20 protein-coding genes are annotated in these 20,988 nt (G+C 57.1%); 17 read left to right on the forward strand and 3 right to left on the reverse strand.

What is annotated here, in order from left to right; genetic code table 11:
• The first annotated feature begins 45 nt into the window (after nucleotides 1-45).
• Together WMW72_RS29235 and WMW72_RS29240 are read left to right on the forward strand one after the other, a co-directional pair.
• Nucleotides 46-1,014, forward strand: coding sequence for an ABC transporter substrate-binding protein (locus WMW72_RS29235; RefSeq protein ID WP_341419162.1), 969 nt, complete (start codon nucleotides 46-48; stop codon nucleotides 1,012-1,014).
• Nucleotides 1,011-2,018: a FecCD family ABC transporter permease gene (locus WMW72_RS29240; RefSeq protein WP_341419125.1), complete on the forward strand. Its 1,008-nt coding sequence runs from the start codon at nucleotides 1,011-1,013 to the stop codon at nucleotides 2,016-2,018. The genes WMW72_RS29235 and WMW72_RS29240 overlap by 4 nt, the downstream gene beginning before the upstream one ends.
• 283 nt (nucleotides 2,019-2,301) lie before the next feature.
• Here WMW72_RS29240 and WMW72_RS29245 read toward each other — a convergent pair whose 3' ends face one another.
• Nucleotides 2,302-3,048: a winged helix-turn-helix domain-containing protein gene (locus tag WMW72_RS29245; RefSeq protein ID WP_341419126.1), complete on the reverse strand. Its 747-nt coding sequence runs from the start codon at nucleotides 3,046-3,048 to the stop codon at nucleotides 2,302-2,304.
• Nucleotides 3,049-3,417: 369 nt separating this feature from the next.
• Here WMW72_RS29245 and WMW72_RS29250 point away from each other — a divergent pair, with 369 nt between their 5' ends.
• The 3 genes from WMW72_RS29250 to coaD all read left to right on the forward strand — a co-directional run bounded on the left by WMW72_RS29250 (nucleotide 3,418) and on the right by coaD (nucleotide 5,378).
• Nucleotides 3,418-3,747: a DUF6262 family protein gene (locus tag WMW72_RS29250; protein WP_341419127.1), complete on the forward strand. Its 330-nt coding sequence runs from the start codon at nucleotides 3,418-3,420 to the stop codon at nucleotides 3,745-3,747.
• Nucleotides 3,748-4,278: 531 nt separating this feature from the next.
• Nucleotides 4,279-4,857: a 16S rRNA (guanine(966)-N(2))-methyltransferase RsmD gene (gene rsmD / locus WMW72_RS29255; RefSeq protein ID WP_341419128.1), complete on the forward strand. Its 579-nt coding sequence runs from the start codon at nucleotides 4,279-4,281 to the stop codon at nucleotides 4,855-4,857.
• Nucleotides 4,857-5,378: a pantetheine-phosphate adenylyltransferase gene (gene coaD / locus WMW72_RS29260; protein ID WP_341419129.1), complete on the forward strand. Its 522-nt coding sequence runs from the start codon at nucleotides 4,857-4,859 to the stop codon at nucleotides 5,376-5,378. The genes rsmD and coaD overlap by 1 nt, the downstream gene beginning before the upstream one ends.
• 19 nt (nucleotides 5,379-5,397) lie before the next feature.
• Here the strand turns inward: coaD and WMW72_RS29265 are convergent, their stop codons facing one another.
• Entirely contained in the window at nucleotides 5,398-6,678 is a 1,281-nt protein-coding gene (locus tag WMW72_RS29265) for a nucleoside recognition domain-containing protein (RefSeq protein WP_341419130.1), read from the reverse strand.
• Nucleotides 6,679-6,789: 111 nt separating this feature from the next.
• Between WMW72_RS29265 and WMW72_RS29270 the strand changes: the two genes are divergently transcribed.
• A complete protein-coding gene (locus WMW72_RS29270) occupies nucleotides 6,790-7,878 on the forward strand; it encodes a SepM family pheromone-processing serine protease (RefSeq protein ID WP_341419131.1) in 1,089 nt (362 codons plus the stop codon).
• Here the strand turns inward: WMW72_RS29270 and WMW72_RS29275 are convergent.
• Nucleotides 7,845-9,149 carry a nucleotidyltransferase gene (locus tag WMW72_RS29275; RefSeq protein WP_341419132.1) on the reverse strand — a complete coding sequence of 435 codons (1,305 nt, stop codon included), beginning with the start codon at nucleotides 9,147-9,149 and terminating at the stop codon, nucleotides 7,845-7,847. The two genes, WMW72_RS29270 and WMW72_RS29275, sit on opposite strands and share 34 nt — an antisense overlap.
• Nucleotides 9,150-9,280: 131 nt before the next feature.
• On the opposite strand from WMW72_RS29275, the gene WMW72_RS29280 reads away from it, so the two are divergent.
• From WMW72_RS29280 to smc, 11 genes are all read left to right on the forward strand, one after another.
• A complete protein-coding gene (locus WMW72_RS29280; RefSeq protein ID WP_341419133.1) occupies nucleotides 9,281-9,805 on the forward strand; it encodes a YceD family protein in 525 nt (174 codons plus the stop codon).
• Between the two features lie 44 nt (nucleotides 9,806-9,849).
• Nucleotides 9,850-10,023: a 50S ribosomal protein L32 gene (gene rpmF, locus WMW72_RS29285; RefSeq protein ID WP_341419134.1), complete on the forward strand. Its 174-nt coding sequence runs from the start codon at nucleotides 9,850-9,852 to the stop codon at nucleotides 10,021-10,023.
• A 175-nt stretch (nucleotides 10,024-10,198) separates the two neighbouring features.
• The gene (fapR, locus tag WMW72_RS29290; protein WP_341419135.1) at nucleotides 10,199-10,816 is read left to right on the forward strand and encodes a transcription factor FapR; all 618 of its coding nucleotides are present in this window, start codon (nucleotides 10,199-10,201) and stop codon (nucleotides 10,814-10,816) included.
• A complete protein-coding gene (plsX, locus tag WMW72_RS29295) occupies nucleotides 10,800-11,801 on the forward strand; it encodes a phosphate acyltransferase PlsX (RefSeq protein ID WP_341419136.1) in 1,002 nt (333 codons plus the stop codon). The genes fapR and plsX overlap by 17 nt, the downstream gene beginning before the upstream one ends.
• A 2-nt stretch (nucleotides 11,802-11,803) precedes the next feature.
• The gene (locus tag WMW72_RS29300; RefSeq protein WP_341419163.1) at nucleotides 11,804-12,790 is read left to right on the forward strand and encodes a beta-ketoacyl-ACP synthase III; all 987 of its coding nucleotides are present in this window, start codon (nucleotides 11,804-11,806) and stop codon (nucleotides 12,788-12,790) included.
• A gap of 35 nt (nucleotides 12,791-12,825) precedes the next feature.
• Entirely contained in the window at nucleotides 12,826-13,767 is a 942-nt protein-coding gene (fabD, locus tag WMW72_RS29305; RefSeq protein ID WP_341419137.1) for an ACP S-malonyltransferase, read from the forward strand.
• Between the two features lie 72 nt (nucleotides 13,768-13,839).
• On the forward strand, nucleotides 13,840-14,580 hold the full coding sequence (fabG, locus tag WMW72_RS29310; protein WP_341419138.1) for a 3-oxoacyl-[acyl-carrier-protein] reductase: 741 nt from the start codon (nucleotides 13,840-13,842) through the stop codon (nucleotides 14,578-14,580).
• A 172-nt stretch (nucleotides 14,581-14,752) separates the two neighbouring features.
• Entirely contained in the window at nucleotides 14,753-14,986 is a 234-nt protein-coding gene (gene acpP / locus WMW72_RS29315) for an acyl carrier protein (RefSeq protein ID WP_072334722.1), read from the forward strand.
• Nucleotides 14,987-15,139: 153 nt separating this feature from the next.
• Nucleotides 15,140-16,378 carry a beta-ketoacyl-ACP synthase II gene (gene fabF / locus WMW72_RS29320; protein WP_341419139.1) on the forward strand — a complete coding sequence of 413 codons (1,239 nt, stop codon included), beginning with the start codon at nucleotides 15,140-15,142 and terminating at the stop codon, nucleotides 16,376-16,378.
• 110 nt (nucleotides 16,379-16,488) lie between these two features.
• Nucleotides 16,489-17,193: a ribonuclease III gene (rnc, locus tag WMW72_RS29325; RefSeq protein WP_341419164.1), complete on the forward strand. Its 705-nt coding sequence runs from the start codon at nucleotides 16,489-16,491 to the stop codon at nucleotides 17,191-17,193.
• A gap of 129 nt (nucleotides 17,194-17,322) precedes the next feature.
• Nucleotides 17,323-20,898, forward strand: a complete 3,576-nt coding sequence (gene smc / locus WMW72_RS29330) for a chromosome segregation protein SMC (protein ID WP_341419140.1) — start codon at nucleotides 17,323-17,325, stop codon at nucleotides 20,896-20,898.
• Nucleotides 20,899-20,988 lie beyond the last annotated feature (90 nt).

A 20,988-nucleotide genomic window follows, 5' to 3' on the forward strand; every position in this document is an offset into this window, starting at 1 on the left:
GAGATTATACGGATGCAACCTGCTTTCAAACCCATTGTGAAATCGATGCTAGCCATCGTTCTGACCTGCGCGCTGGCAGCCTGCGGCTCGAGCGGGCATGCCGGCCATACGGGAAGCTCCCTAGCTTCCGAGTCACAGCTCGCGAGTGGCCAGACGCCTTTTCTGACCTTCCGCGACGCCTCAGGTCAAGAAATCAAGCTGGATCGCAAGCCCGAGCGGATCGTCATGCTGAATACAGAGCTGCTGGATCTGTTGTACCAGGCAGGAGGCGCCGCTGTCGGACGCTCCACTGCCCCTGGCTATACGCCCCCGGAGGCTGCGCGAGGCGTCCAGGAAGTCGGTCAGATCAATAGTGTCAACATGGAGGAGATTTTCAACCTCAAGCCGGACCTGGTGATCGGCCAGCCCTTGTTTCATGCCAAGCTGAGAACGCAGTTCCAGGAAGCTAACATTCCTTTTTCCGTGCTTACTGTGAAGTCTGCGCAAGACATCAGCAGCAACGGCAAGCTCATGGGGCAACTGGCCGACAAGGAAGAAGCTGTAACGGCTTCCCTTCAGCGAATGGAAGAGCAGATCAAAACCATGATCGGTAAGCTGCCGCAGGGGAAGGAGCCGACCTTCGCTATGCTGACGGTCATGGGCAACTCACCGTCGATTCAGAAAGGCTCGTCGATTGCTCTTGATGTAGCCGCCGGGCTGCATATGAAGAATGTGGCCGAAGGCCTGCAGGTAGGACCGATGGGAGCCGTCCCTTTCAGCATGGAGAAGCTAGCCGAGCTGAATCCCGATTATCTGTTCTGGACCGTTCATGGAACGGAGGACAGCGGGCTGGAGACGATCAAGAAGCAGCTGGAAGGCAACCCGGCCTGGTCGTCCATCAAGCCGGTGAAGGAGGGGAAGTTTTATATGCTTCCCTCGCGGTGGTTCGTCAACAATCCAGGCTTTGAGCTGGACAAGTCCTATGCCTATCTTGCCCAAATTGTGTATCCAGAAAGCTTTGGTGGCAAGCCATGAATAGAAAAGGAAGGAAGGTCACGTTAACATTCAGACTGCTGCTGCTTCTGAGCATGGGTCTAGTTGCCTTCTTGAGTATCTTGCTTTCTTTGAGGTATGGAGCGGTGGAGGTGGGTATGCGCGAAATGCTTGGCATCTTGTTCCTGGGTGAGCAGTCGGCGCATGCTTCAATTATTTGGAATATTCGCCTGCCACGTGCGCTGGTGGCGGCGTTATGCGGTTTCCAGTTGGCCGTTGCGGGCCTGTTGCTTCAGGGGGCCATGCGCAACTCCATGGCCGATCCTCATCTAATCGGTGTATCGTCAGGCGCAGGCTTGCTCGGCATTCTTATGATCCTTGTCTACCCTGCAGCAACGCAGCTTGTCGTGCCAGCGGCTTTCATCGGTGCGCTGGCGGCCGCCATGCTGGTGTATGCATTGGCTTGGAAGAGAGGCGCCTCGCCTGTGCGAATTGTGCTATCGGGTGTAGCTGTCTCGGCGTTTTTGAATTCGGGCATTTCAGGCTTGCTAACATTCTATAGCGAGCGTGTGGAGGGGGCGCTGTCTTTCTTGATTGGGAGTTTGTCGGCCCGAAGCTGGGAGCATGTAAACATTCTCTGGCCGTATACAGCCTGTGGTATTGTAGTCTGTATGCTGCTTTCCTCCCGCATGAATGTTCTCTCGCTTGGAGACGAGGTCGCTCGCGGACTTGGCATGCAAGTTGAGCTGACACGCTTCATCTGCCTTGCTGTAGCCTCCTTACTTGCGGCAAGTGCTGTCAGTATCATCGGCATGATGGGTTTTGTCGGACTGATCGTTCCTCATGCGGCCCGATTGTTGGTCGGACAGGACTATCGCCTGCTATTGCCGGCAACCGGATTGCTGGGGATAGCCGTGCTGTCTCTGGCCGATCTGGCGGGGCGCTTGCTCTTTGCGCCGGTGGAGCTGGCTGCGGGCATCGTGATGGGAGCGGTCGGGGGACCTTTTTTCTTACTCTTGCTTCGGCGGCGCAAGCCCGCTGGCTAGATTTTCAGCTTTCGTAGCGATAATAGCTCTTAGGAGCCATACTGAGGGTTTAGGAAGGCCGTATGCTGATGTCCCAAGTCGGAGGCGTGCATACATATGAAGAACTAGCATCTTAACTAAGAAGGCGGTGTTGTCCATAACGACTGCACGGCTTGATCCATCCATATATGAGAAGCTGATTTAGCTGCCCTCAACCCTCAAGCCCCGCTGCCTATATAGACGCAGTCGGGGCTTGAAGATTGAGGCGCTAGAAGTCAGGGCGGCGCAATCGAAGATCAACTGGTCATCGTCTGTCGATAGATGCCCGGTTGTCCTCTGTGGCCGAGGCGTCGAGTCTGTAGCCCACCCCCCACACGGTACGGATGATGCTGGAAGCATAGGGACGTATGGCGTCAAGCTTTCCCCGAATGCGCTTAATATGAGAATCGACCGTCCGGCAGGAGCCGTCCGTCTGGTGTTTCCATACTCTGCGGACCAGGGCTTCCCGGGTAAAGGTAATGCCTTCGTGAAGCGCCAGCTGCCTTAGCAGATCGTATTCCTTGAGCGTCAGGGACAGCTCTTGCCCATGAAATACGATGCGTCTGGCACGATGGTCGATCAGCAATTGAGGCACGGCAGTCTCAGCCGTGTGTATAGGCCGCTCCGGACCCAGCATTGGCCTTGTTCGTCGTAGAATGGCGTTTATCCGGTGCATCAGCTCGCGTGGGCTGAACGGCTTGGCGACATAGTCGTCGGCTCCGGCTTCGAAGCCGAGCAGTTTGTCCGATTCATCCCCTTGGCGGCTGAGCAGAATGACGGGCGTGGATTTCATGCTTTTCAGCAGCCGGCATACCTCCGGGCCGGAAATATCTCTCAGCTTGACGTCGAGCAGGATGATATCGTACGGTCTCTCTAGCGCCATGGTCAGAGCCTGCTCGCCATGAACAGCTTCCTCTGTCGCCGCATCATGGCCGTTCGCGTACAGCTTGATCAGACGACGAACCCGGTCCTCCTCGTCGGCGATCAATAGACGGTAAGACGGAGAGCGCATGGAATCAACCCCTTTCCTCTTCATTGTAGCTTGGTCCGGTAAAGAAACGCATGCCTCGTAAGGGTTATTTCAACGTCAAATTCGTGTCCAATTGTTGACTGCCTCGTGAACAAAAATTAACCCTAAGGTGCTGTTTTAAGGCCGTGCAGAGCAGGGTATCGGTAGAATATCCAGCTTATTTGTAACATGACCGGAGAGCCGCACCTATGACTCGGAGGGGTTATATCCGTTGCTCGACCCGTTCTGTTCTTCCGTACATGCTCACACAGTATTCATAAATGGACTTACAATTGACTCCTCCGAGTCATTGGCCCCGCTGGCAAAAGTTTTATAATAAGAGTTAGGAGCAGCCATAAGGAGGAGATCAGCATGCAGCAGCGAAACGTAGAGGGCATCATGAGGTTCAGCAAGCTTAAGACGAATACGGCTACGAGAAAGGCTGAGCAGGCGATCGAGAGTCTGCTTAACCGGAAGCTGAAGGTGAACTTCAATACGGTATCGCTGGAAGCGGGCGTATCCAAGCCCTTTCTGTACACTCAGCCGGAACTGAGAAGCCGGATTGAGGAGCTGCGTATCCAGACGGAGCGCTGGGGAGAGCTGGCATCGGAGCGAGGCTATGCGTTGGAGCGTGAGAATGAGAGACTGAAGAGAAAGATTAGCAAGTTAGAGAGAATGATTCAAAACTTGAGAGATGCTTAAATATTTAAAGTAAACAGAAGATTTAATGAAAAGACAAAATATTAGCGATTACGGTTCATTCTGAGCCGACACGGCTTAGATAAAATCATCCTTGTTTTCAAGCAAGGATGATTTTTTTGGACAGAAAGTACATGTTGGTTTTGAAATTTCCTATTCCATCCGGAGCAATGGGAGTCTGGAAGGGGTCAGGCGTTCTCTGTTCGGCCAACCTCACAATCTTGTATATTTACCTGAAATTTACAGTAGACCGCTTTGCGGCTTCTATCCTTCTGTAGACATAAAAAAATCGGGCCCCGTCTCGCGACGAAGCCCTTTCATGGGAGAGGAGAAACCGGACGAAGAGCTTATGGGGAACGTAAGTCTTCTCCGCGGTTATCTACGACATTTTCGGATGTCGATAATTCAAGGATTGCCGGAATGGCGGCTTCTTATACATGGGCTGCGCAAAATTTTCAAGCATTGCTTTGTGCTAGGTTTCCTCTTTATGGTACGATAACGGTAATTCAGCGAGAGAAAGAAGGATGCAAGCGCATGAGGGTAATTTCGGGCAGCGCCAAAGGCAGAACGCTCAAAGCGGTGCCGGGGATGGGGACAAGACCCACCACGGATAAAGTGAAGGAAGCGGTCTTCAGTATGATCGGCCCGTATTTCGACGGGGGGCTGGTGCTGGACCTGTTCGGAGGAACAGGTGGACTAAGTATTGAAGCGCTGAGCCGCGGGATGGACCGGGCCGTGCTGACGGACATGGATAAGAAGGCGATCGATACGATCCGCCTGAACTTGCAGGCCACCGGCTTCGAAAGCCGGGCCGAAATATACCGCACCGATGCGCAGAGGGCGTTGAAGGCGCTGGCGAAGCGGGACTTGAAGTTCGATTTGGTATTTCTGGACCCCCCATATAAGTTGAAGGTTATACAGAAGCTACTGGAGGAGTTAACCGACGAAGCTCTGCTGAACGGCGGAGCCAGGGTGGTCGTGGAGCATGATACAGACGATCGCTATGATGAGCCGATCGGTGATTTGGAGCCGGTGCGCCGGGCTGAATACGGAGCTACTGCCATTACGGTTTTCCGGATGGCCGGACAACCTGACAAGGAGATGACGATCTGATGGAAGCAACGACTAAGCAGGCTGAACGGCGTTATACGGTAGCGGTATATCCGGGCAGCTTCGATCCGGTAACGCATGGGCATATGGACATTATCCGCCGTGCGGCAAATGTGTTCGATAAGCTGGTTGTAGCGGTGCTGAACAACTCCAGCAAAAATCCGTTGTTTTCCGTAGAGGAGCGGACGGAGCTGCTCCGGCAGGCAACAGCGGATCTGCCGAATGTGGAGATCGACAGCTTCCGGGATCTGCTCATTAATTATATGAAGCAAAAGGATGCCCATTTGATCGTCAGAGGGCTCAGGGCGGTATCGGATTTTGAGTATGAGCTGCAATTGGCGTCTACGAACCGTAAGCTGTGTGAGGATATCGAGACGTTTTTTATGACATCATCCCCGCAATATTCGTACCTAAGCTCAAGCATCGTCAAAGAAATCGCCCGCTTCCACGGTCCGGTTACCGATCTGGTGCCACCGGTCGTAGAGCAGGCGCTGCGGGTGAAGTTCAGCCAAGAGCACAAGTAGGCGTCTAAAGCTCCGGCGGCTACTTGGAGGAATGACGGCCTCGGTAAAACAAGAAGGCGGCGAAGATGGACAGGACGAGCATGACGAGCAGGGTGCTGCCGAGCTGCAGCATCATCGGGCTGATGAACGGCCACCAGCGGTCCTGTTCCATCAGCCAGCTGCTATTCCGCGACAAGGCTGGCGCCCAGGCTGCCACGGTTGCGTCCTTGCCGAAGTAAGCATATAGCGGATGCCAGGCGAACAGCGTGGCGACATAAGCGATGCCTCCGTGCTGCAGGCGAGCCAGCATGAAGCGCGAGAAGCGAAGGTCCGTAGCTGCTGTGAAGCTGCGGACCTGGGCGTGCGAGGAAAGTCCTCCCCAGGCGAGCAGCGCACTCAGCGCAGCGAAGCCCCAGGGGATGCCGCTGCTGTATACGTCGTCCAGCTGCTCCGTGATGGCGAAGGCTCCGAGATGCGGCTCGAGAATTCCAGCCACCGATGCAGACAGGAAGGCGCTCAGATCGTCTGCCGGGAGGCTCGAGGCCCAGTGCTGAAGGACGAGAGCTGCAGCGTCGGTAAAGCCTGTTGAATAAACCGCCTGCAGCAGCACGGAAAACATCATCATGCAGCCTCCGATGACAAAGAGCTGCTGCACGCCCGAGGATACTGCGTCGCCGAGCAGCTTGCCGAACGTTCGGCCATCCTGTGCCCGGGACTCCTCCAGGGTGGAGAAGAATCGCGTAACGATGCCTTTTCCATCCCGCAGATAGGGGGTCTGCTCCGCATCCGGGGAGATCCGCAGACGATGAATCATAGCGAGAATCAAGGCCGAGCCATAATGAAGGACGGCAAGTGTCAGACCTGCAGCAGCGCTTTGGAGAAAGCCGACGCCGACTACGCTGACCAGAATTACCGGACTAAGCAAATGAGAGGCGGCCATCAGCCGCTCGGCTTCGTCACGCGTCAGCTGGCCGCCGTTGCGCAGCCGGCTGACGGCAGCGGCTCCGGCGGGCATACCGGCCGTGAAGCCAATCGCCATGATAAAGCCGCCGATGCCGGGAATGCGCAGCAGCACACGGAATAACGGCTCGAACAGAATGCCGATGCCGTGCAGCAGACCAAGGCCGCGCAGCAGCTCCGTCAGAATGAGGAACGGCAGCAGGGCCGGGAAGACAAGCTTCCACCAGAGCTGGAGCCCTTGCAGCGAGGATTGGAAGGCTTGGTCGGGAAATACAATAATACTAACCACGAAGGCAAGGGCTCCGGCGCCGAGCAGGAACGTGGTCAGCCTGGGGGCAATCAGGGCGGATAATCGGGGCATCCGAATCCCTCCGGCTTGTCAGATTGGTACATGTTTACGCGTCCTTTGCATGGAATAGACCAGAGGCGCGTACGATAGACAAGGCAGGGTAGAGACAGAGGTGGGAGAGAGATGGAAGATTCCGGACATGTAAAACAAGCGTCGCGCATCGTATTTTCGGTGTTCGCGGCGATCTTGCTCGTATTTGTAGTTTATTTTGTTCCGCTGCCTTATTACATTTTCAAGCCGGGAACGGCTGAAGTACTCGCTCCCATGGTACAGGTCAAGGAGCAGGCGGGCGAGGACAAGGGGCAATTTATGCTGACGACGGTCCAACTGACCGAAGTTAATATTGCTGCGTATCTGATGTCCTTCGTCACGCCTTATCAGGAGCTTCGGCTGAAGAAGGATCTGTTGAAAAACAATGAAACCCGTCAGGAGTATTCTCAGCGGCAGGAGATTGTGATGCATACGTCGCAGGCGGATGCGATTCAGGCTGCCTACAACAAGTTGAAGATTCCCTATCACATCCGCAAGGACGGTGTCGTGGTCCAGCAGGTATTCCCGGAATTTCCGGCCAATGAGGTGCTGCAGGCAGGAGACTATATCGTAGAGCTGGAGGGTAAGCCGATCCAGACCTATGACGATATGCGGGCAGCACTTCAGGACAAGAAGGCCGGGGAATCCGCCAAGGTTGGTTACAAGCGCGGAGATGTCCTTCGAACGCGTGATATTGCTCTAGCGGTTCTGCCCGATCAGGAGAAGGTAGAGATGTCCGCCAGACGTGTCGGATTGGGCATTGTGCCTGCGGAGGTTCACAGCGTACAGGCCGACCGGCCGGAGGATCAGGTGTCGATTCAGGCTGGGGAGATCGGAGGCCCTTCGGCGGGCTTGATGTTCTCACTGGAGATTATGAACCGGCTCAGTCCCGAGGATCTGACGAAGGGACACCGGATTGCCGGAACGGGAGAAATTACGCCGGAAGGCAAGGTAGGCGTGATCGGCGGCATCATGCATAAGGTGGTGGCGGCCGACCGGGCGGGCGCGGAAATTTTCTTCGCGCCCAAAGATATTCAGGCTGCCAATGGCGCAACGATACCGAATTACTCTGACGCGGTTAAGCGTGCGCAGGAGATCGGGACGAGCATGAAGATCGTACCGGTCGGCACCGTGGACGATGCGCTTCGTTACTTGGCCGAGTTAAAACCCAAGTCCTCATAGTCTTGATCTTCATCGGTTGCGGGATGAAGAGCAGCCGGTGATTCTAGGCGGACCGGCGGCTCATAGTAATCCCGCAGCCAATCGCGTGCCGTAGCTTCGCGGTAAGCAAGACTATGTACGGCAGTGGCGCGGATATCCAGCTCCAGGAAGGGCGAAGGCGACGTCGTGACCTTGGTGACGACAGGAACCTTCGCCTTTTTTTTCATCTGCTTGAGCAGCTCCCGCCCGCGCGCGCTGAAGCCCAGCACACGGATATAAGAGATGCCGTGGGCCAGCCGGTCTGCGCTAAGCTCCTCTTTGGTGTGGCCCAGCAGAATGCGCAGCAGCATCCTCTGCAGCTTGGTGCGGGTATAGCGTCTCGTCTTGAGCTGCGCCAGCAAGGCTTCGACTGCTGACCCGCCGGGCTGCTGGCAGCGGGCCAAGGCGCTGTGGATACGGTGCTCGAGGCCTTCGCTGACCTCGGCCATGGCGGCCAGCTGTGCAGGCGATTGCGTCAACAGCCGCTGAAGCAGCGGCTGGGCGAGCAGCTCCCAGTGTACGGGCGCTCTGCCGGCATGCCACTCCCGCTCCAGAATCCGTGCGGTCGACTCTGGCACGTAGGGCCGGATCTCGTCGAGCGAGCCTTGCTCCAGCAGCAGCTTGCGCAGCGCCGTTGCGCTGGCGATCCGCGCGTCCGTCACGTCGGACTGGCTATACTCGGCCTTCGTGCGGCGGATCGTCAGCGGCCGGATGGCGCTCTGCAGACGGCGCAGCGCGATCAGATAATGCAGGCCCAGCGTATTGTTAGGCTTAGCCAGCTCGGCTTTGTCCATGCCGGGCAGCAGCCCGGCGACGGCGGCGCTGTAGGCAGCCGGATACGGCTGGCCGCGCTCCAATTCTGCGGCAAGAGCCGCCCGGAAGGCGGGCGGCTCGTCGACCAGCAGGTCGGCGGCTGTGGACAGTCCGTCCAGCGAGCCGCTCTCGCTGCCGAAGCAGAGGCTGTCGACGACGCCGGTCGCCTCAAGCGTCGCGACGGCGCCGTAAGCGAACCATTCGGCCGGCTGAGACGCATAGGCGACCGGCAGCTCAAGCACCAGATCGGCGCCCATGGCAAGGGCCATCTCGGCCCGTGCCCACTTGCCCGCCAGCGCGGGCTCTCCGCGCTGCAGGAAGTGGCCGCTCATCACGCAGACTGCGGCGTCAGCGCGGGCAGCCTGCTGGGACTCGCGGAAATGGTAGAGATGACCATTATGTAAAGGATTATATTCGACGATGAGACCGACGGTCCGCATGGATGATTCCTCCGGCTATTGACAATTCTGAGTGAATGTCCTATGATTCATCACTATATCACGAAGTGAAAATGTTGACAAAAGGTAAGACTAATCGATATAATAATCTTTGTTTGTTTGGGGTGATAATCATGTTTATACATTGGAAGGATTTGGCATCGAAGGGCTTGCTGAAACTGGAGGGTCAAGAAGATCTGACAGGCATTCTCCCTACCGATGGCAGCCTTACCGGGTACGGACCGCTTCACGTTCATCTTGAAGCGCGCGATGTCGAAGGCGCTGCAGTCGTCGAAGGCAACCTGGAAATCGACGTAGAGCTTTCCTGTTCACGCTGTCTGACAGCTATTCAGGAGCATGTGGAGATTCCTTTTCATGAAACGTTCGTGAAGGGCGAAGAGAATGCGGCTGACGACTCGGACGAAGAGGACGAGGAAGAAGATGACGTTCTTTATGTGTCTGGGGACCGCATTGAGCTTGCGCCATTTTTGGCCGAGAGCGTGACGTTCTCGCTTCCGTACATTCCTCTATGCAAAGAAGATTGCAAAGGCTTGTGCCCCTCCTGCGGTACCGACCGGAACGAGCGGGAGTGTGGCTGCAGAACGGACAAGATCGACCCGCGTCTGGCAGGTCTTGCAGATTTATTCAAGAACGAGTAGAACGGGGCGCCGTACGCGTGAATTTGTTGAAGGAGGTGGGAAATATGGCAGTACCTCAAAGAAGAACGTCCAAAACACGCCGTGACAAGCGTCGGACTCACTTTAAATTGGAAGTACCGGGTATGGTGAAATGCAGCCATTGCGGCGAATTGAAATTGGCTCACCGCGTGTGCAAATCTTGCGGCACGTACAAGAACAGAGAGATCATCAACCAGTAATTTCATACAATGTCAAAGAGATAGTGCTCGCCTTTCGGCTTGAGTGCTATTTTTTTTGCCCGCTTCCCTTTTCATCGGGAATCCAGTATACTTTTCGTTATGTTACTTGGTCATAAGATAAAGTGTCAGTTCATAGATTGTCTAACATGCGGCTCCTGGGGCCGGAAAGTTTGAAATGAAAAAGGTGGTGCTCGCGATCGAACGCCTTCCCAAACGTCAACGCCAACAGCAGTTGGCCAAAGCGATAGAAGAAAATCCGTTTATTACGGATGAGGAGCTGACCAAGCATTTTCAGGTCAGTATACAGACCATACGTCTGGACCGGCTGGAGCTGGGGATCCCGGAGCTTCGCGAGCGCATGAAGCTGATGGCAGAGCAGTCCTATGATCAGGTCCGTTCGCTGCCGCTTCACGAGGTCATCGGGGACGTCATCGACCTCCAGCTCGACAAGAGCGGTATTTCCATGTTCGAGATCAAAGAAGAGCATGTGTTCTCCCGGACGAAAATTGCCCGCGGTCATCATATTTTTTCTCAAGCCAATTCACTGGCGGTTGCTCTGATCAACGATTCGGTAGCGCTGACGGCGGCGGCGGACATTCGTTTTGTACGCTCGGTCCGGCTTGCGGAGAAGTGCATCGCCAAGGCGTATGTCCGGTCGATCTCGAAGGGAAAGGCCAAGGTAGAGGTCTTTACATACGTTGGCGACGAAGTGGTGTTTCAAGGGAACTTCATTATTTATCATGCGAGCAAAGACCGCTCTGAAGGAGGAGACCTGCATGCGGATAGCGATTGACGCAATGGGCGGAGACCATGCGCCGCAGGCCACAGTGGAAGGTGCACTGCTGGCGGCGGCCGAATGGCCGGAGACGACCATTGTGCTAGTGGGCGACAACGCCCGAATCGAGCCGCTGCTTCAGGGCAGGAAGCCGGCGAACGTGGAGATCGTCCACGCGTCGGAGGTGATCGAGGCGGAGGACGAGCCGGTCAAGGCCGTCCGCCGCAAGAAGGACGCTTCGATGGTAGTGGCGGGGCGTATGCTCAAGGAGCGTGCCGTGGATGGGATGATCTCGGCTGGGAATACCGGAGCCCTGATGACGACTGGACTGCTGGTCGTCGGCCGGATGAAGGGCATCGAGCGCCCGGCGCTTGCTCCGATGCTTCCGTCGATGACGGAAGGGGGCGTGCTTGCGCTGGATCTCGGTGCCAATATGGACGCTACGCCAGAGCAGCTCGTCCAGTACGCGATTATGGGCAGCATCTACCGCAGCAAGGTGCACGGCATCCAACAGCCCAAGGTAGGCCTGCTGAATGTCGGCACGGAAGCGATGAAGGGCAATGAGCTGACGAAGGCAGCCTACCCGCTGCTGGAGCAGGCGCCCGTGCATTTCATAGGCAATGTGGAATCGCGGGATGTGCTGAATAAGCCATGCGATGTGCTCGTTTGCGACGGCTTCGCAGGCAATATTATGCTGAAGTCGCTGGAGGGAGCGGCCTCAGTCATTTTCTCCGCGCTGAAGACAGAATTTACGCGTACCTGGTATACGAAGATAGCCGCAGCCGTGGTAAAGAAAGGGCTGGGCAATTTTCGGAAGAAGATGGATTATAACGAGCACGGCGCCGCGCCGCTTCTCGGTGTGGACGGGCTGATGCTGAAGAGCCACGGCTCCTCCAGCGCACTGGCGGTCAAGAACGCGGTCAGACAGGCGCGCATTGCCGTCCAGAGTGATCTGATCGGCGGCATTCGTGCAGAAATCAGCAACGGAAGCGAGAGGTCTTAATGATGAATGTTCGGCCTGTAGGCATTATCGGCACCGGTAAATATGTGCCGGATCGGGTGTTAACCAATAGAGAACTGGAAAGCATGGTAGAGACGAATGATGAGTGGATCGTGACGCGCACCGGTATCCGGGAACGCAGGCTCGCCTCTAGCGAGCAGGCTACCTCGGATCTGGCGTATGAGGCTTCGATCCGTGCACTGGAGGCTGCCGGGGTAAGCCCGGAGGAGCTGGACCTGATTATCGTGGCGACGATTACGCCGGATATGGCGTTCCCGTCCGTGTCCTGCCTGCTGCAGCATCGGCTTGGAGCCAAGAAAGCGGCAGCCTTCGATCTGTCCGCAGCCTGCTCTGGCTTCATTTATGGGCTGGCGAACGGTTCGAATTTTATCGCGACGGGCGTGTACAAGCATGTGCTTGTCGTCGGCGCCGAGTGTCTGTCGAGGATAACGGATTACACAGACCGCAACACATGCATCTTGTTCGGCGATGGCGCGGGTGCCGTCGTGCTGGGTGAGGTAGGGGAAGGACGCGGCTTCAAATCCTTCGAGCTGGGGGCTGACGGCTCCGGCGGTTCGCTGCTGCAGGTAGCGGCCGGCGGCTCGCGTTGCCCGGCTACACCCGAGACGCTTGCAGGCAAGGGCCATTATATTTATATGGCAGGCTCCGAGGTGTTCAAATTCGCCGTGCGCATCATGGGCAATGCGGCGGAGGAAGCGCTGCGCAAGGCAGGGATGGACAAGTCGGATATCGACTTGCTCGTGCCGCATCAGGCGAACATCCGGATCATTCAGTCTTCGCTGCAGCGTTTGGAGCTGCCGGCGGAGAAGTGTATGATCAATGTGGACAAGTACGGGAATATGTCGGCAGCCTCTATCCCGGTTGCGCTGGCCGAAGCCGTCGAGCAGGGCCGTGTCAAGGAAGGCGATTCGCTGGTCCTCGTCGGCTTCGGCGGCGGTCTGACGTGGGGCGCTTCCGCCCTCGTATGGTAACGGAGAACTTACAGCTAGCAGGAGGTTGACATCATATGGGTAAAATAGCATTCGTGTTTCCAGGTCAAGGGGCACAGGCCATCGGCATGGGCAAAGACCTGGTAGAGACGGACGCAGCGGCCAGACGCCGCTACGAAGAGGCGGATGAAGCGCTCGGGTTTGCGCTTAGCCGCATTATTCTGGAAGGTCCGGAGGCGGAGCTGAAGGCTACGGCCAACACGCAGCCGGCGCTGCTGACTGCAAGCATCGTGTACCTGGAGCGGTTCCAGTCCATCCACGGGCTGCAGCCTGATTATGTAGCCGGGCATAGCCTCGGCGAATACAGCGCTTTGGTCGCAGCGGGCGTGCTCAGCTTTGCGGAAGCAGTCAGCACGGTAAGAGCGCGCGGGGAGTTCATGGAGGCGGCCGTGCCGAGCGGACAAGGTGCGATGGCGGCCGTACTCGGCGCAGAGCGCGAGGCGCTGCAGACACTATGCGAATCCATCAGCGCAGGCGGTCATCCGGTTGAGCTGGCTAACCTGAACTGTCCGGGGCAGATTGTGATCTCGGGAAGTGTAGCGGGCGTACAGGCTGTCGTCGAGCAGGGGAAGGAAGCGGCAGGAGCCAAGCGTGTTATTCCTCTCGAAGTGAGCGGACCGTTCCACTCCTCGCTGATGCGTCCGGCCTCCGAGCGGCTTGCGGCCGTGCTGGAGGGCGTTGCGATGAACCGGGCTGCTGTGCCGGTTGTGGCCAATGCCAGCGCAAAGCCGGTGCAGGAGCCTGAGGAGATCCGCCAGCTGCTTGTCGAACAGGTGCATGCGTCTGTACTCTGGGAGGATAGCGTAGCTTGGTTGATCGCCCAGGGCGTCGATACGTTCATCGAGTTCGGCAGCGGGAGCGTGCTGGCCGGCTTGATCAAGAAGATCGACCGCAGCGTGAAGGTTTATTCCATCAACAGCCTGGAGGCGCTGGAGCAATTCCAGCTGACAACGGCGTAATCAACGATTCAATCGGGCGCAGTCTGTGGGGAACTGCCCGTCAGGCTGACCGCCAATCGGGGAGGTAAACATATGCTTACGGGGAAAGTAGCGCTGGTTACAGGCGCATCGCGCGGCATCGGGCGCGCTATCGCGGTCACGCTGGCGGAAGCCGGTGCCGACGTTGTTGTGAACTATGCGGGCAGTGAAGGCGCTGCAGCTGAGACGGTAGCGCAGATCGAAGCGCTCGGCCGCCGTTCATTCAAGGTAAAGGCGAATGTCGGTTCCGTGCAGGAAGTCGAGGACATGTTCAAGCAGGTGCTGGAGGCCTTCGGCCGCATCGACATTCTAGTCAACAACGCGGGGATTACCCGCGATAATCTGATCATGCGCATGAAGGAAGAAGAGTTCGATGAAGTCATCGAAACGAATCTGAAGGGCGTGTTCAACTGCGTAAAAGCGGCCACGCGTCCGATGATGAAGCAGCGCTCAGGGCGCATCGTGAATATCTCGTCGGTCGTCGGCGCCCTGGGCAATCCGGGACAGGCGAACTACGTAGCTGCGAAGGCCGGAGTGATCGGCATGACCAAGGCAGCGGCGAAGGAACTGTCTTCTCGCGGTATCACTGTCAACTGTGTAGCTCCCGGCTTCATCGAGACGGATATGACCGACAAGCTGTCGGCAGAGCTGCGCGAAGGGCTGCTGAAGCAGATTCCGCTGGCCCGGCTCGGTCAGCCCGGCGATATCGCCAAGGCTGTGCGCTTTCTCGTATCCGAGGATGCCTCCTACATGACCGGTCAGACGATTCATATCGATGGCGGCATGTATATGTAGCAGCCTGCTCACGGGCCCATTTGCGGGGGGCTCTTGGTCGCAAGGTCCCCCCTTGGAAGCGCGTCCCCATGTTTGTCCGGGAGCGCTGCTGACACAATTTTGCCCGCTTGGCAGACTAGCTATGGCATTTTGTCCATAAGTTCAGTATAATACCAAAGAGGAGGTGAACCGGATGTCCGACGTTGTAGATCGCGTAAAGCGGATCGTAGTAGACCGTCTTGGCGTCGATGAGGCGGAAGTGACCCTGGAAGCATCGTTTAAAGATGATTTAGGTGCCGATTCTCTCGATGTTGTGGAATTGGTTATGGAATTGGAAGATGAGTTTGATATGGAAATCTCTGATGAAGACGCAGAGAAAATCGCTACTGTAGGTCAAGTAGTTGAGTACATAAAATCTCATACGTAAGCCGTATAAGTCCCGTTATGCTGTTCTGTGACGGGACTTATCTCCATATCCGGTGTTCTTGAGCAGTACCCCAAAGAAGTACATTCTGGTGAAACCGGCCCTCCGGCATGGAGTCGGCGGCCGCTGAACCGTATTTATAGAGGTGGATACCAAGTGAAGCAGAGAGTTGTGATTACCGGTCTTGGCGTGATGTCCGCCCTTGGTCAGGATGTTGACACATTCTGGTCCAATTTGCTTGCAGGAAAGTCAGGAGTAAGCAACATCGAGTCCTTCGATGTAAGCGAATATCCGACGCGCATCGCCGCTGAGATCAAGGATTTTCAGGTAGAGGATTATGTGGACAAGAAGGAAGCACGCCGGATGGACCGCTTTGTCCAGTTCGCCGTTGCGGCTACACTGAACGCGCTGAAGGATGCGCAGCTCGACATCCGCGAGCAGACGGATCCTGAGCGTGTGGGCGTGTATGTAGGCTCAGGCATCGGCGGATTGTCGACTTGGGAAGAGCAGCACAAGATTTTGCTGGAGAAGGGACCTAAACGCGTCAGCCCGTTTTTCATCCCGATGATGATCGCCAATATGGGAGCCGGACAGATCTCGATGATTACCGGAGCCAAGGGGCCGAACAGCACCGCTGTCACCGCTTGTGCAACAGGTACGCATTCCATCGGGGACGCTTTCAAAACCATCGTCCACGGCGATGCGGATGTCATGATCTGTGGCGGCGCCGAAGCGACGATCAGCCCTACGGGCGTAGCCGGTTTCTGCGCGCTGCGCGCGATGTCTACGCGCAACGACGAGCCCGAGAAGGCAAGTCGGCCGTTCGATACGGGCCGGGATGGCTTTATCATGGGCGAGGGAGCCGGCATTCTGATTCTGGAGTCGCTGGAGCATGCTCAGAAGCGCGGAGCCCGTATTTATGGCGAAGTCATAGGCTACGGCATGAGCGGCGATGCGCATCATATGACGGATCCGGACCCGGATGGCGCTGCGCGCTGTATGGTGAAGGCTGTCAAGGACGCAGCTATCCCATTCGAAGCGATCGATTATATCAACGCGCACGGCACATCGACTCCGGTGGGCGACAGGTCGGAGACGACGGCTATTAAGAAGGCTTTCGGAGATCACGCTTACAAACTGGCGGTGAGCTCGACCAAGTCGATGACGGGCCACTTGCTCGGAGCCGCTGGCGGCGTTGAAGCGCTGATCTGTGCGCTTGCCTTGAAGCACGGCATGATTCCTCCAACGGTTAATCTGGAGAATCAAGACCCCGAGTGTGATCTGGATTATGTGCCGAATACACCGCGCCAGGCGAATCTCAATATCGTCATGTCGAACTCGTTCGGCTTCGGCGGGCATAATGCGACGGTTATTCTGAAGAAGTACGAAGCATAATGGAATGGAAGCTCCTTACAGAGCATCGATAGAAGTTTTTTGGATGTACCCCTGTTGCAGGGGGACCTCGAGTGCCCCTGCGACCATCAGCCCACACGAAGGTGATCGTCATGCATCGGAATCTAAAGCAATTGCAGGCCGACTTGTCCATTCCGTTCCGTAATCCGGAGCTGCTTAGGCAAGCATTTACCCATTCGTCTTATGTCAATGAGCATCGAATGGGCCATCATAAGGATAATGAGCGGCTCGAGTTTCTGGGTGATGCCGTCCTGGAGCTGACCGTATCCGAGTTTCTGTATCATAAATACCCGGATCGTTCCGAAGGGGAACTCACCAAGCTGAGAGCCTCGATCGTTTGCGAGCCGTCGCTTGTCGGTTTTGCCGAGCAGCTCCAATTCGGCTTGTACGTGCTGCTAGGCAAAGGCGAGGAGCTGACAGGCGGCCGGACGCGGCCGGCACTGCTGGCCGACGTATTCGAATCGTTTATCGGCGCCCTGTATTTGGACCAGGGCCTGGAGGTCGTGAGGACGTTCCTTGGCAAGCACATGTTTCCCCGCTTGCCGGAGCAGGGAAGGCTCCTTACGGCGGACTTCAAGACGCTGCTGCAGGAGTATACGCAGCAGCACAACATGGGCCCCCTCGAGTACAAGATTGTAGACGAGCGGGGACCTGCGCATGAACGTGAGTTTATCGCCGAGGTGCATCTGTATGAGCAAAGGCTCGGACAGGGCGCTGGGCGCTCCAAGAAAGAGGCTGAGCAGCATGCGGCGGCTGGAGCACTGGAGACGCTCAAGGTACGGACGCCAAGATCATAGCAAGTGAAACAGGCGGTGGCCATCGGTCGCCGCTTCTTTTTGGCCTTTTGCCAAGACAGGCAGGGGGACCAAAGCACGCTCTACGCAGGGCGGAGGATATGATACAATAGCGGTAAGAGGTGAGGTAACTTGTTTTTAAAGCGTATTGAGCTGTCGGGTTTCAAGTCGTTCGCAGACCGCACGGAGCTTGAATTTGTCCAGGGTATTACAGCGGTTGTGGGTCCGAACGGCAGCGGCAAAAGCAATATCTCCGACGGCATCCGCTGGGTGCTGGGGGAGCAGAGCGCGAGAAGCTTGCGCGGCGGCAATATGCAGGATGTCATCTTCGCGGGAAGCGATGCGCGGAAAGCAGTCAACTATGGGGAAGTGTCGCTGACACTGGACAATGCGAGCCAGTCGCTGCCGCTCGAGTACCAGGAGGTTACGGTGACCCGTAGGGTGCACCGCAGCGGAGAAAGCGAATACTTGATCAATAAGCAGCCCTGCCGTCTGAAGGATATCACGGAGCTGTTCATGGATACGGGAATCGGGAAGGAAGCCTACTCCATTATCGGACAAGGCCGGATCGAAGAAATTCTGAGCACCAAATCCGAGGAGCGCCGGGGCATCTTCGAAGAAGCGTCGGGCATCGTCAAATATAAATCACGCAAGAAGGAAACGGAAAAGAAGCTGCAGGAGACAGAGCAGAATCTGCTGCGGATTCACGATCTGATATCGGAGCTGGAGGATCAGCTCGATCCGCTTCGCGCCCAATCGGAGAAGGCGATCCGCTTCAAGGAATTGAAGGAGGAGCTCAAGTCCAGCGAAATCGCCATGTATGTGTACCAGATTGAGCAGATTTACTCGACCTGGGATGAAACGAACAAGCGGCTGGATCAATTGAAGGCGTCTCAAATCGAGCTGTCCGGGTTCGTTAGTGCGCACGACGCCCAGTTGGAGTCGGACCGTTGGGAACTCCGCCGCAAGGAGGAAGCCATCGAAGTCCTGCAGGGCAAGCTGCTGCTGATCAGCGAGGATTTCGAGAAGTGCGAAGGCCAGGGTGAGGTGTTGAAGGAGCGGAAAAAGAACTATTCCGCCAACCGGGCACAGCTCGAGGTCACTTCACGGCAATTGGAAGGCCGGATGTCCGACAAGGAAGCGGAGCTGGCCGAAGCGCGCGAGAAGCTGCGCGCGGTAGCCGAGCGTCTCGCTGTCGTGCAGGGTCAGCTGAAGGCGGAGGAAGACCGGCTGCTCGGCGTGACGGGCGGGATCAGCAGCGCGGAGGAGGACCGGTTGAAGGGAGAATTGCTCGAGATTCTCAACCAGACGGCCAATGCCCGCAACGAAGCTCGTTATACGGAGCAGCAGCTCGAGGCACTTGGACGCAGGCTGGACCGCTTGGGCGACGAGAACCGCAAGTGGCGCGATCAGCAGGAAAGCATCGCAGCTCGTAAGGCTGCGCTGGAGAAAAGGCTGGATAGGGCGGTTGCCGGTATTCAAGAGGCACGCAGCCAGTATCAGGAGCTCAGTCAGGGCGTTCGCGAGAAGCAGACGATGTCCGAGGAAGCGCAGGCCTCTGTCCGCAAGTGGGAGCAGAAGCTGGATGCGCTTGTGTCCCGGCGTGACACGATGAATGAAATGGCGAACGATTACGACGGCTTTATGCACGGGGTCAAGGAAGTGCTGAAGGCTAAGGACCGTGCAGATCTCAGAGGCATTCACGGGGCGGTAGCCGAGCTGGTCAAGGTACCTGCTCATGTGGAGACTGCGGTAGAGACCGCACTCGGCGGAGCGCTGCAGCATATCGTCGTTCAGAACGAAGCCCATGGCCGGGAAGCCATAGGATTTCTGAAGCGCCGCCAGCTCGGCAGGGCGACCTTCCTGCCGCTCGATGTCATCCGCGCTCGCTCGATTCCCGACAGTGAGCAGCGGGGCGTTGAGAGTATGGAGGGGTTCGTCGGCATCGCTGTCGATCTGGTCCAATTCGAAGACCGGTACCGGCAGATTATCGGGAGCCTGCTCGGCAATGTCATCATCGCGCAGTCGCTTGAAGTGGCCAATAAAATTGCGGCCCGGGTCCAATACCGGTACCGGGTCGTCACGCTGGAGGGCGATGTCGTCAATCCCGGCGGATCGATGAGCGGGGGGAGCCAGCAGCGGAAGTCCTCGAGCCTGCTCAGTAGGCAGCGGCAGATCGAAGAGATGGACAAGGAAATCGTCGTCTCCGAGGAGCAGCTCGCTGCTTGCCGGGCTAAGGCGGAACTGATGCGCCGCGAGATCGGCGATGCCGGCAAGAAGCTGGATGAGCTTCGGGAGCTGGGCGAGTCGCGCCGGATCGAGGAGCAGCAAATTCGCGCCTCGCTGGAGCCGCTTGCGAACGAATCCAAGCAGGTGGCGGAGCAGCTCGCCCTCTATGGCGCGGACGACGAGTCGATGAGCGCCGAGCGCGGTGAGCTTCAGCGCCGCCGTGCAGCGGCTCTCGCTTCGCTGGAACGGCTTGCGGCGGAGGAAGGTGCTCTGCAGGAGGCGATCCGCGAGGCGGAAATCCGCCGCAAGGCAAGTGAGTCCGCCAAGGAAGAGCTGCAGTCGCAGATGACGGATCTGAAAGTGCAGGTTGCCTCGCAGTCGCAGGCCAAGCAATCGCTACAGGAGATGGAACGCCGCCTGGTTGGCGAGCTTGGCGGGGTACGCTCCGAGCTGGAAGCCAGCCGAGAGTCGCTGCGCCAGCTGGAATATGATATGGAGCATCATGATCAGGAAACGATCCGGCAGATAGAGCAGCTGAACGAGCTGAAGCTGAAGAAGCAGCAGGCCGCCGATGATCTGGAGCTGAAGCGGGCCGAACGAGCCGGGTGGAATGCCAAGCTGGAAGCGGAGGAGAACAAAACCCGCGACCAGCGCAATCAGCTTCGCAGCATCGAGGAACAGCTGCGGCAAACCGAGGTCAAGGTGAACCGGCTTGATGTCGAGCTGGAGAACCTGCTCAAGAAGCTGCTGGACGAATATGAGCTGACCTACGAGCGGGCCAAGGAACGCTATCCGGTGCCTGAGGACGTCTTGGGCGCACAGAATCTGGTGCGTGATCTCAAGCGCGAGATTGCGATCCTGGGTGAGGTAAATCTGGGGGCGATCGAAGAGTACCAGCGGGTGAATGAGCGCTTCCAGTTCCTGTCCGAGCAGAAGAATGACCTGGTGGAGGCGAAGACGGCGCTGTATGGCGTCATCCGCGAGATGGACGAGGAGATGTCCAAGCGCTTCCGCACTACGTTCGATGCGATCCGCTCGCACTTTGTCATCGTCTTTGCCAAGCTGTTCGGCGGCGGACGTGCCGATCTGATCTTATCCGAGCCGGATAATCTGCTCGATACGGGTATTGAGATTGTCGCGCAGCCTCCAGGCAAGAAGCTGCAAAACCTGCAGCTTCTCTCAGGAGGAGAGCGGGCTTTGACTGCCATTGCGCTGCTGTTCTCGATTATCCGCGTCAAGCCGGTGCCGTTCTGCGTGCTGGACGAGGTCGAGGCTGCACTGGATGAAGCCAATGTGACGCGCTTTGCTGAATATTTGCGCGAGTTCTCGGGGCAGACGCAGTTCATCGTCGTGACGCACCGAAAGGGCACGATGGAGGAAGCGGATGTGCTGTATGGCGTTACGATGGAGGAGGGCGGCGTGTCCAAGCTTGTCTCCGTCCGTCTGGAAGAGGACGAGGCCGTTATGGAAGCAGGCTAACAGGCGTAGGGACACAAAGCCCGGGCGGTACGCGACCGTTGGGAGCGGGCGTATCGCCCTATGGGTTGTAAAGCTAAATACGAGCAGAAA

Origin of the sequence: Paenibacillus filicis (assembly GCF_038070315.1) — a bacterium.
GTDB classification, from domain to species: Bacteria; Bacillota; Bacilli; order Paenibacillales; family NBRC-103111; genus Paenibacillus_G; species Paenibacillus_G filicis.

What these genes read in the sequence shown, in the direction of transcription:
- WMW72_RS29235 (WP_341419162.1), top strand. Translation starts at nt 46, where the DNA reads ATGCTAGCCATCGTTCTGACCTGCGCGCTGGCAGCCTGCGGCTCGAGC.
- WMW72_RS29240 (WP_341419125.1), top strand. Translation starts at nt 1,011, where the DNA reads ATGAATAGAAAAGGAAGGAAGGTCACGTTAACATTCAGACTGCTGCTG.
- WMW72_RS29245 (WP_341419126.1), bottom strand. Translation starts at nt 3,048, where the DNA reads ATGCGCTCTCCGTCTTACCGTCTATTGATCGCCGACGAGGAGGACCGG.
- WMW72_RS29250 (WP_341419127.1), top strand. Translation starts at nt 3,418, where the DNA reads ATGCAGCAGCGAAACGTAGAGGGCATCATGAGGTTCAGCAAGCTTAAG.
- rsmD (WP_341419128.1), top strand. Translation starts at nt 4,279, where the DNA reads ATGAGGGTAATTTCGGGCAGCGCCAAAGGCAGAACGCTCAAAGCGGTG.
- coaD (WP_341419129.1), top strand. Translation starts at nt 4,857, where the DNA reads ATGGAAGCAACGACTAAGCAGGCTGAACGGCGTTATACGGTAGCGGTA.
- WMW72_RS29265 (WP_341419130.1), bottom strand. Translation starts at nt 6,678, where the DNA reads ATGCCCCGATTATCCGCCCTGATTGCCCCCAGGCTGACCACGTTCCTG.
- WMW72_RS29270 (WP_341419131.1), top strand. Translation starts at nt 6,790, where the DNA reads ATGGAAGATTCCGGACATGTAAAACAAGCGTCGCGCATCGTATTTTCG.
- WMW72_RS29275 (WP_341419132.1), bottom strand. Translation starts at nt 9,149, where the DNA reads ATGCGGACCGTCGGTCTCATCGTCGAATATAATCCTTTACATAATGGT.
- WMW72_RS29280 (WP_341419133.1), top strand. Translation starts at nt 9,281, where the DNA reads ATGTTTATACATTGGAAGGATTTGGCATCGAAGGGCTTGCTGAAACTG.
- rpmF (WP_341419134.1), top strand. Translation starts at nt 9,850, where the DNA reads ATGGCAGTACCTCAAAGAAGAACGTCCAAAACACGCCGTGACAAGCGT.
- fapR (WP_341419135.1), top strand. Translation starts at nt 10,199, where the DNA reads ATGAAAAAGGTGGTGCTCGCGATCGAACGCCTTCCCAAACGTCAACGC.
- plsX (WP_341419136.1), top strand. Translation starts at nt 10,800, where the DNA reads ATGCGGATAGCGATTGACGCAATGGGCGGAGACCATGCGCCGCAGGCC.
- WMW72_RS29300 (WP_341419163.1), top strand. Translation starts at nt 11,804, where the DNA reads ATGAATGTTCGGCCTGTAGGCATTATCGGCACCGGTAAATATGTGCCG.
- fabD (WP_341419137.1), top strand. Translation starts at nt 12,826, where the DNA reads ATGGGTAAAATAGCATTCGTGTTTCCAGGTCAAGGGGCACAGGCCATC.
- fabG (WP_341419138.1), top strand. Translation starts at nt 13,840, where the DNA reads ATGCTTACGGGGAAAGTAGCGCTGGTTACAGGCGCATCGCGCGGCATC.
- acpP (WP_072334722.1), top strand. Translation starts at nt 14,753, where the DNA reads ATGTCCGACGTTGTAGATCGCGTAAAGCGGATCGTAGTAGACCGTCTT.
- rnc (WP_341419164.1), top strand. Translation starts at nt 16,489, where the DNA reads ATGCATCGGAATCTAAAGCAATTGCAGGCCGACTTGTCCATTCCGTTC.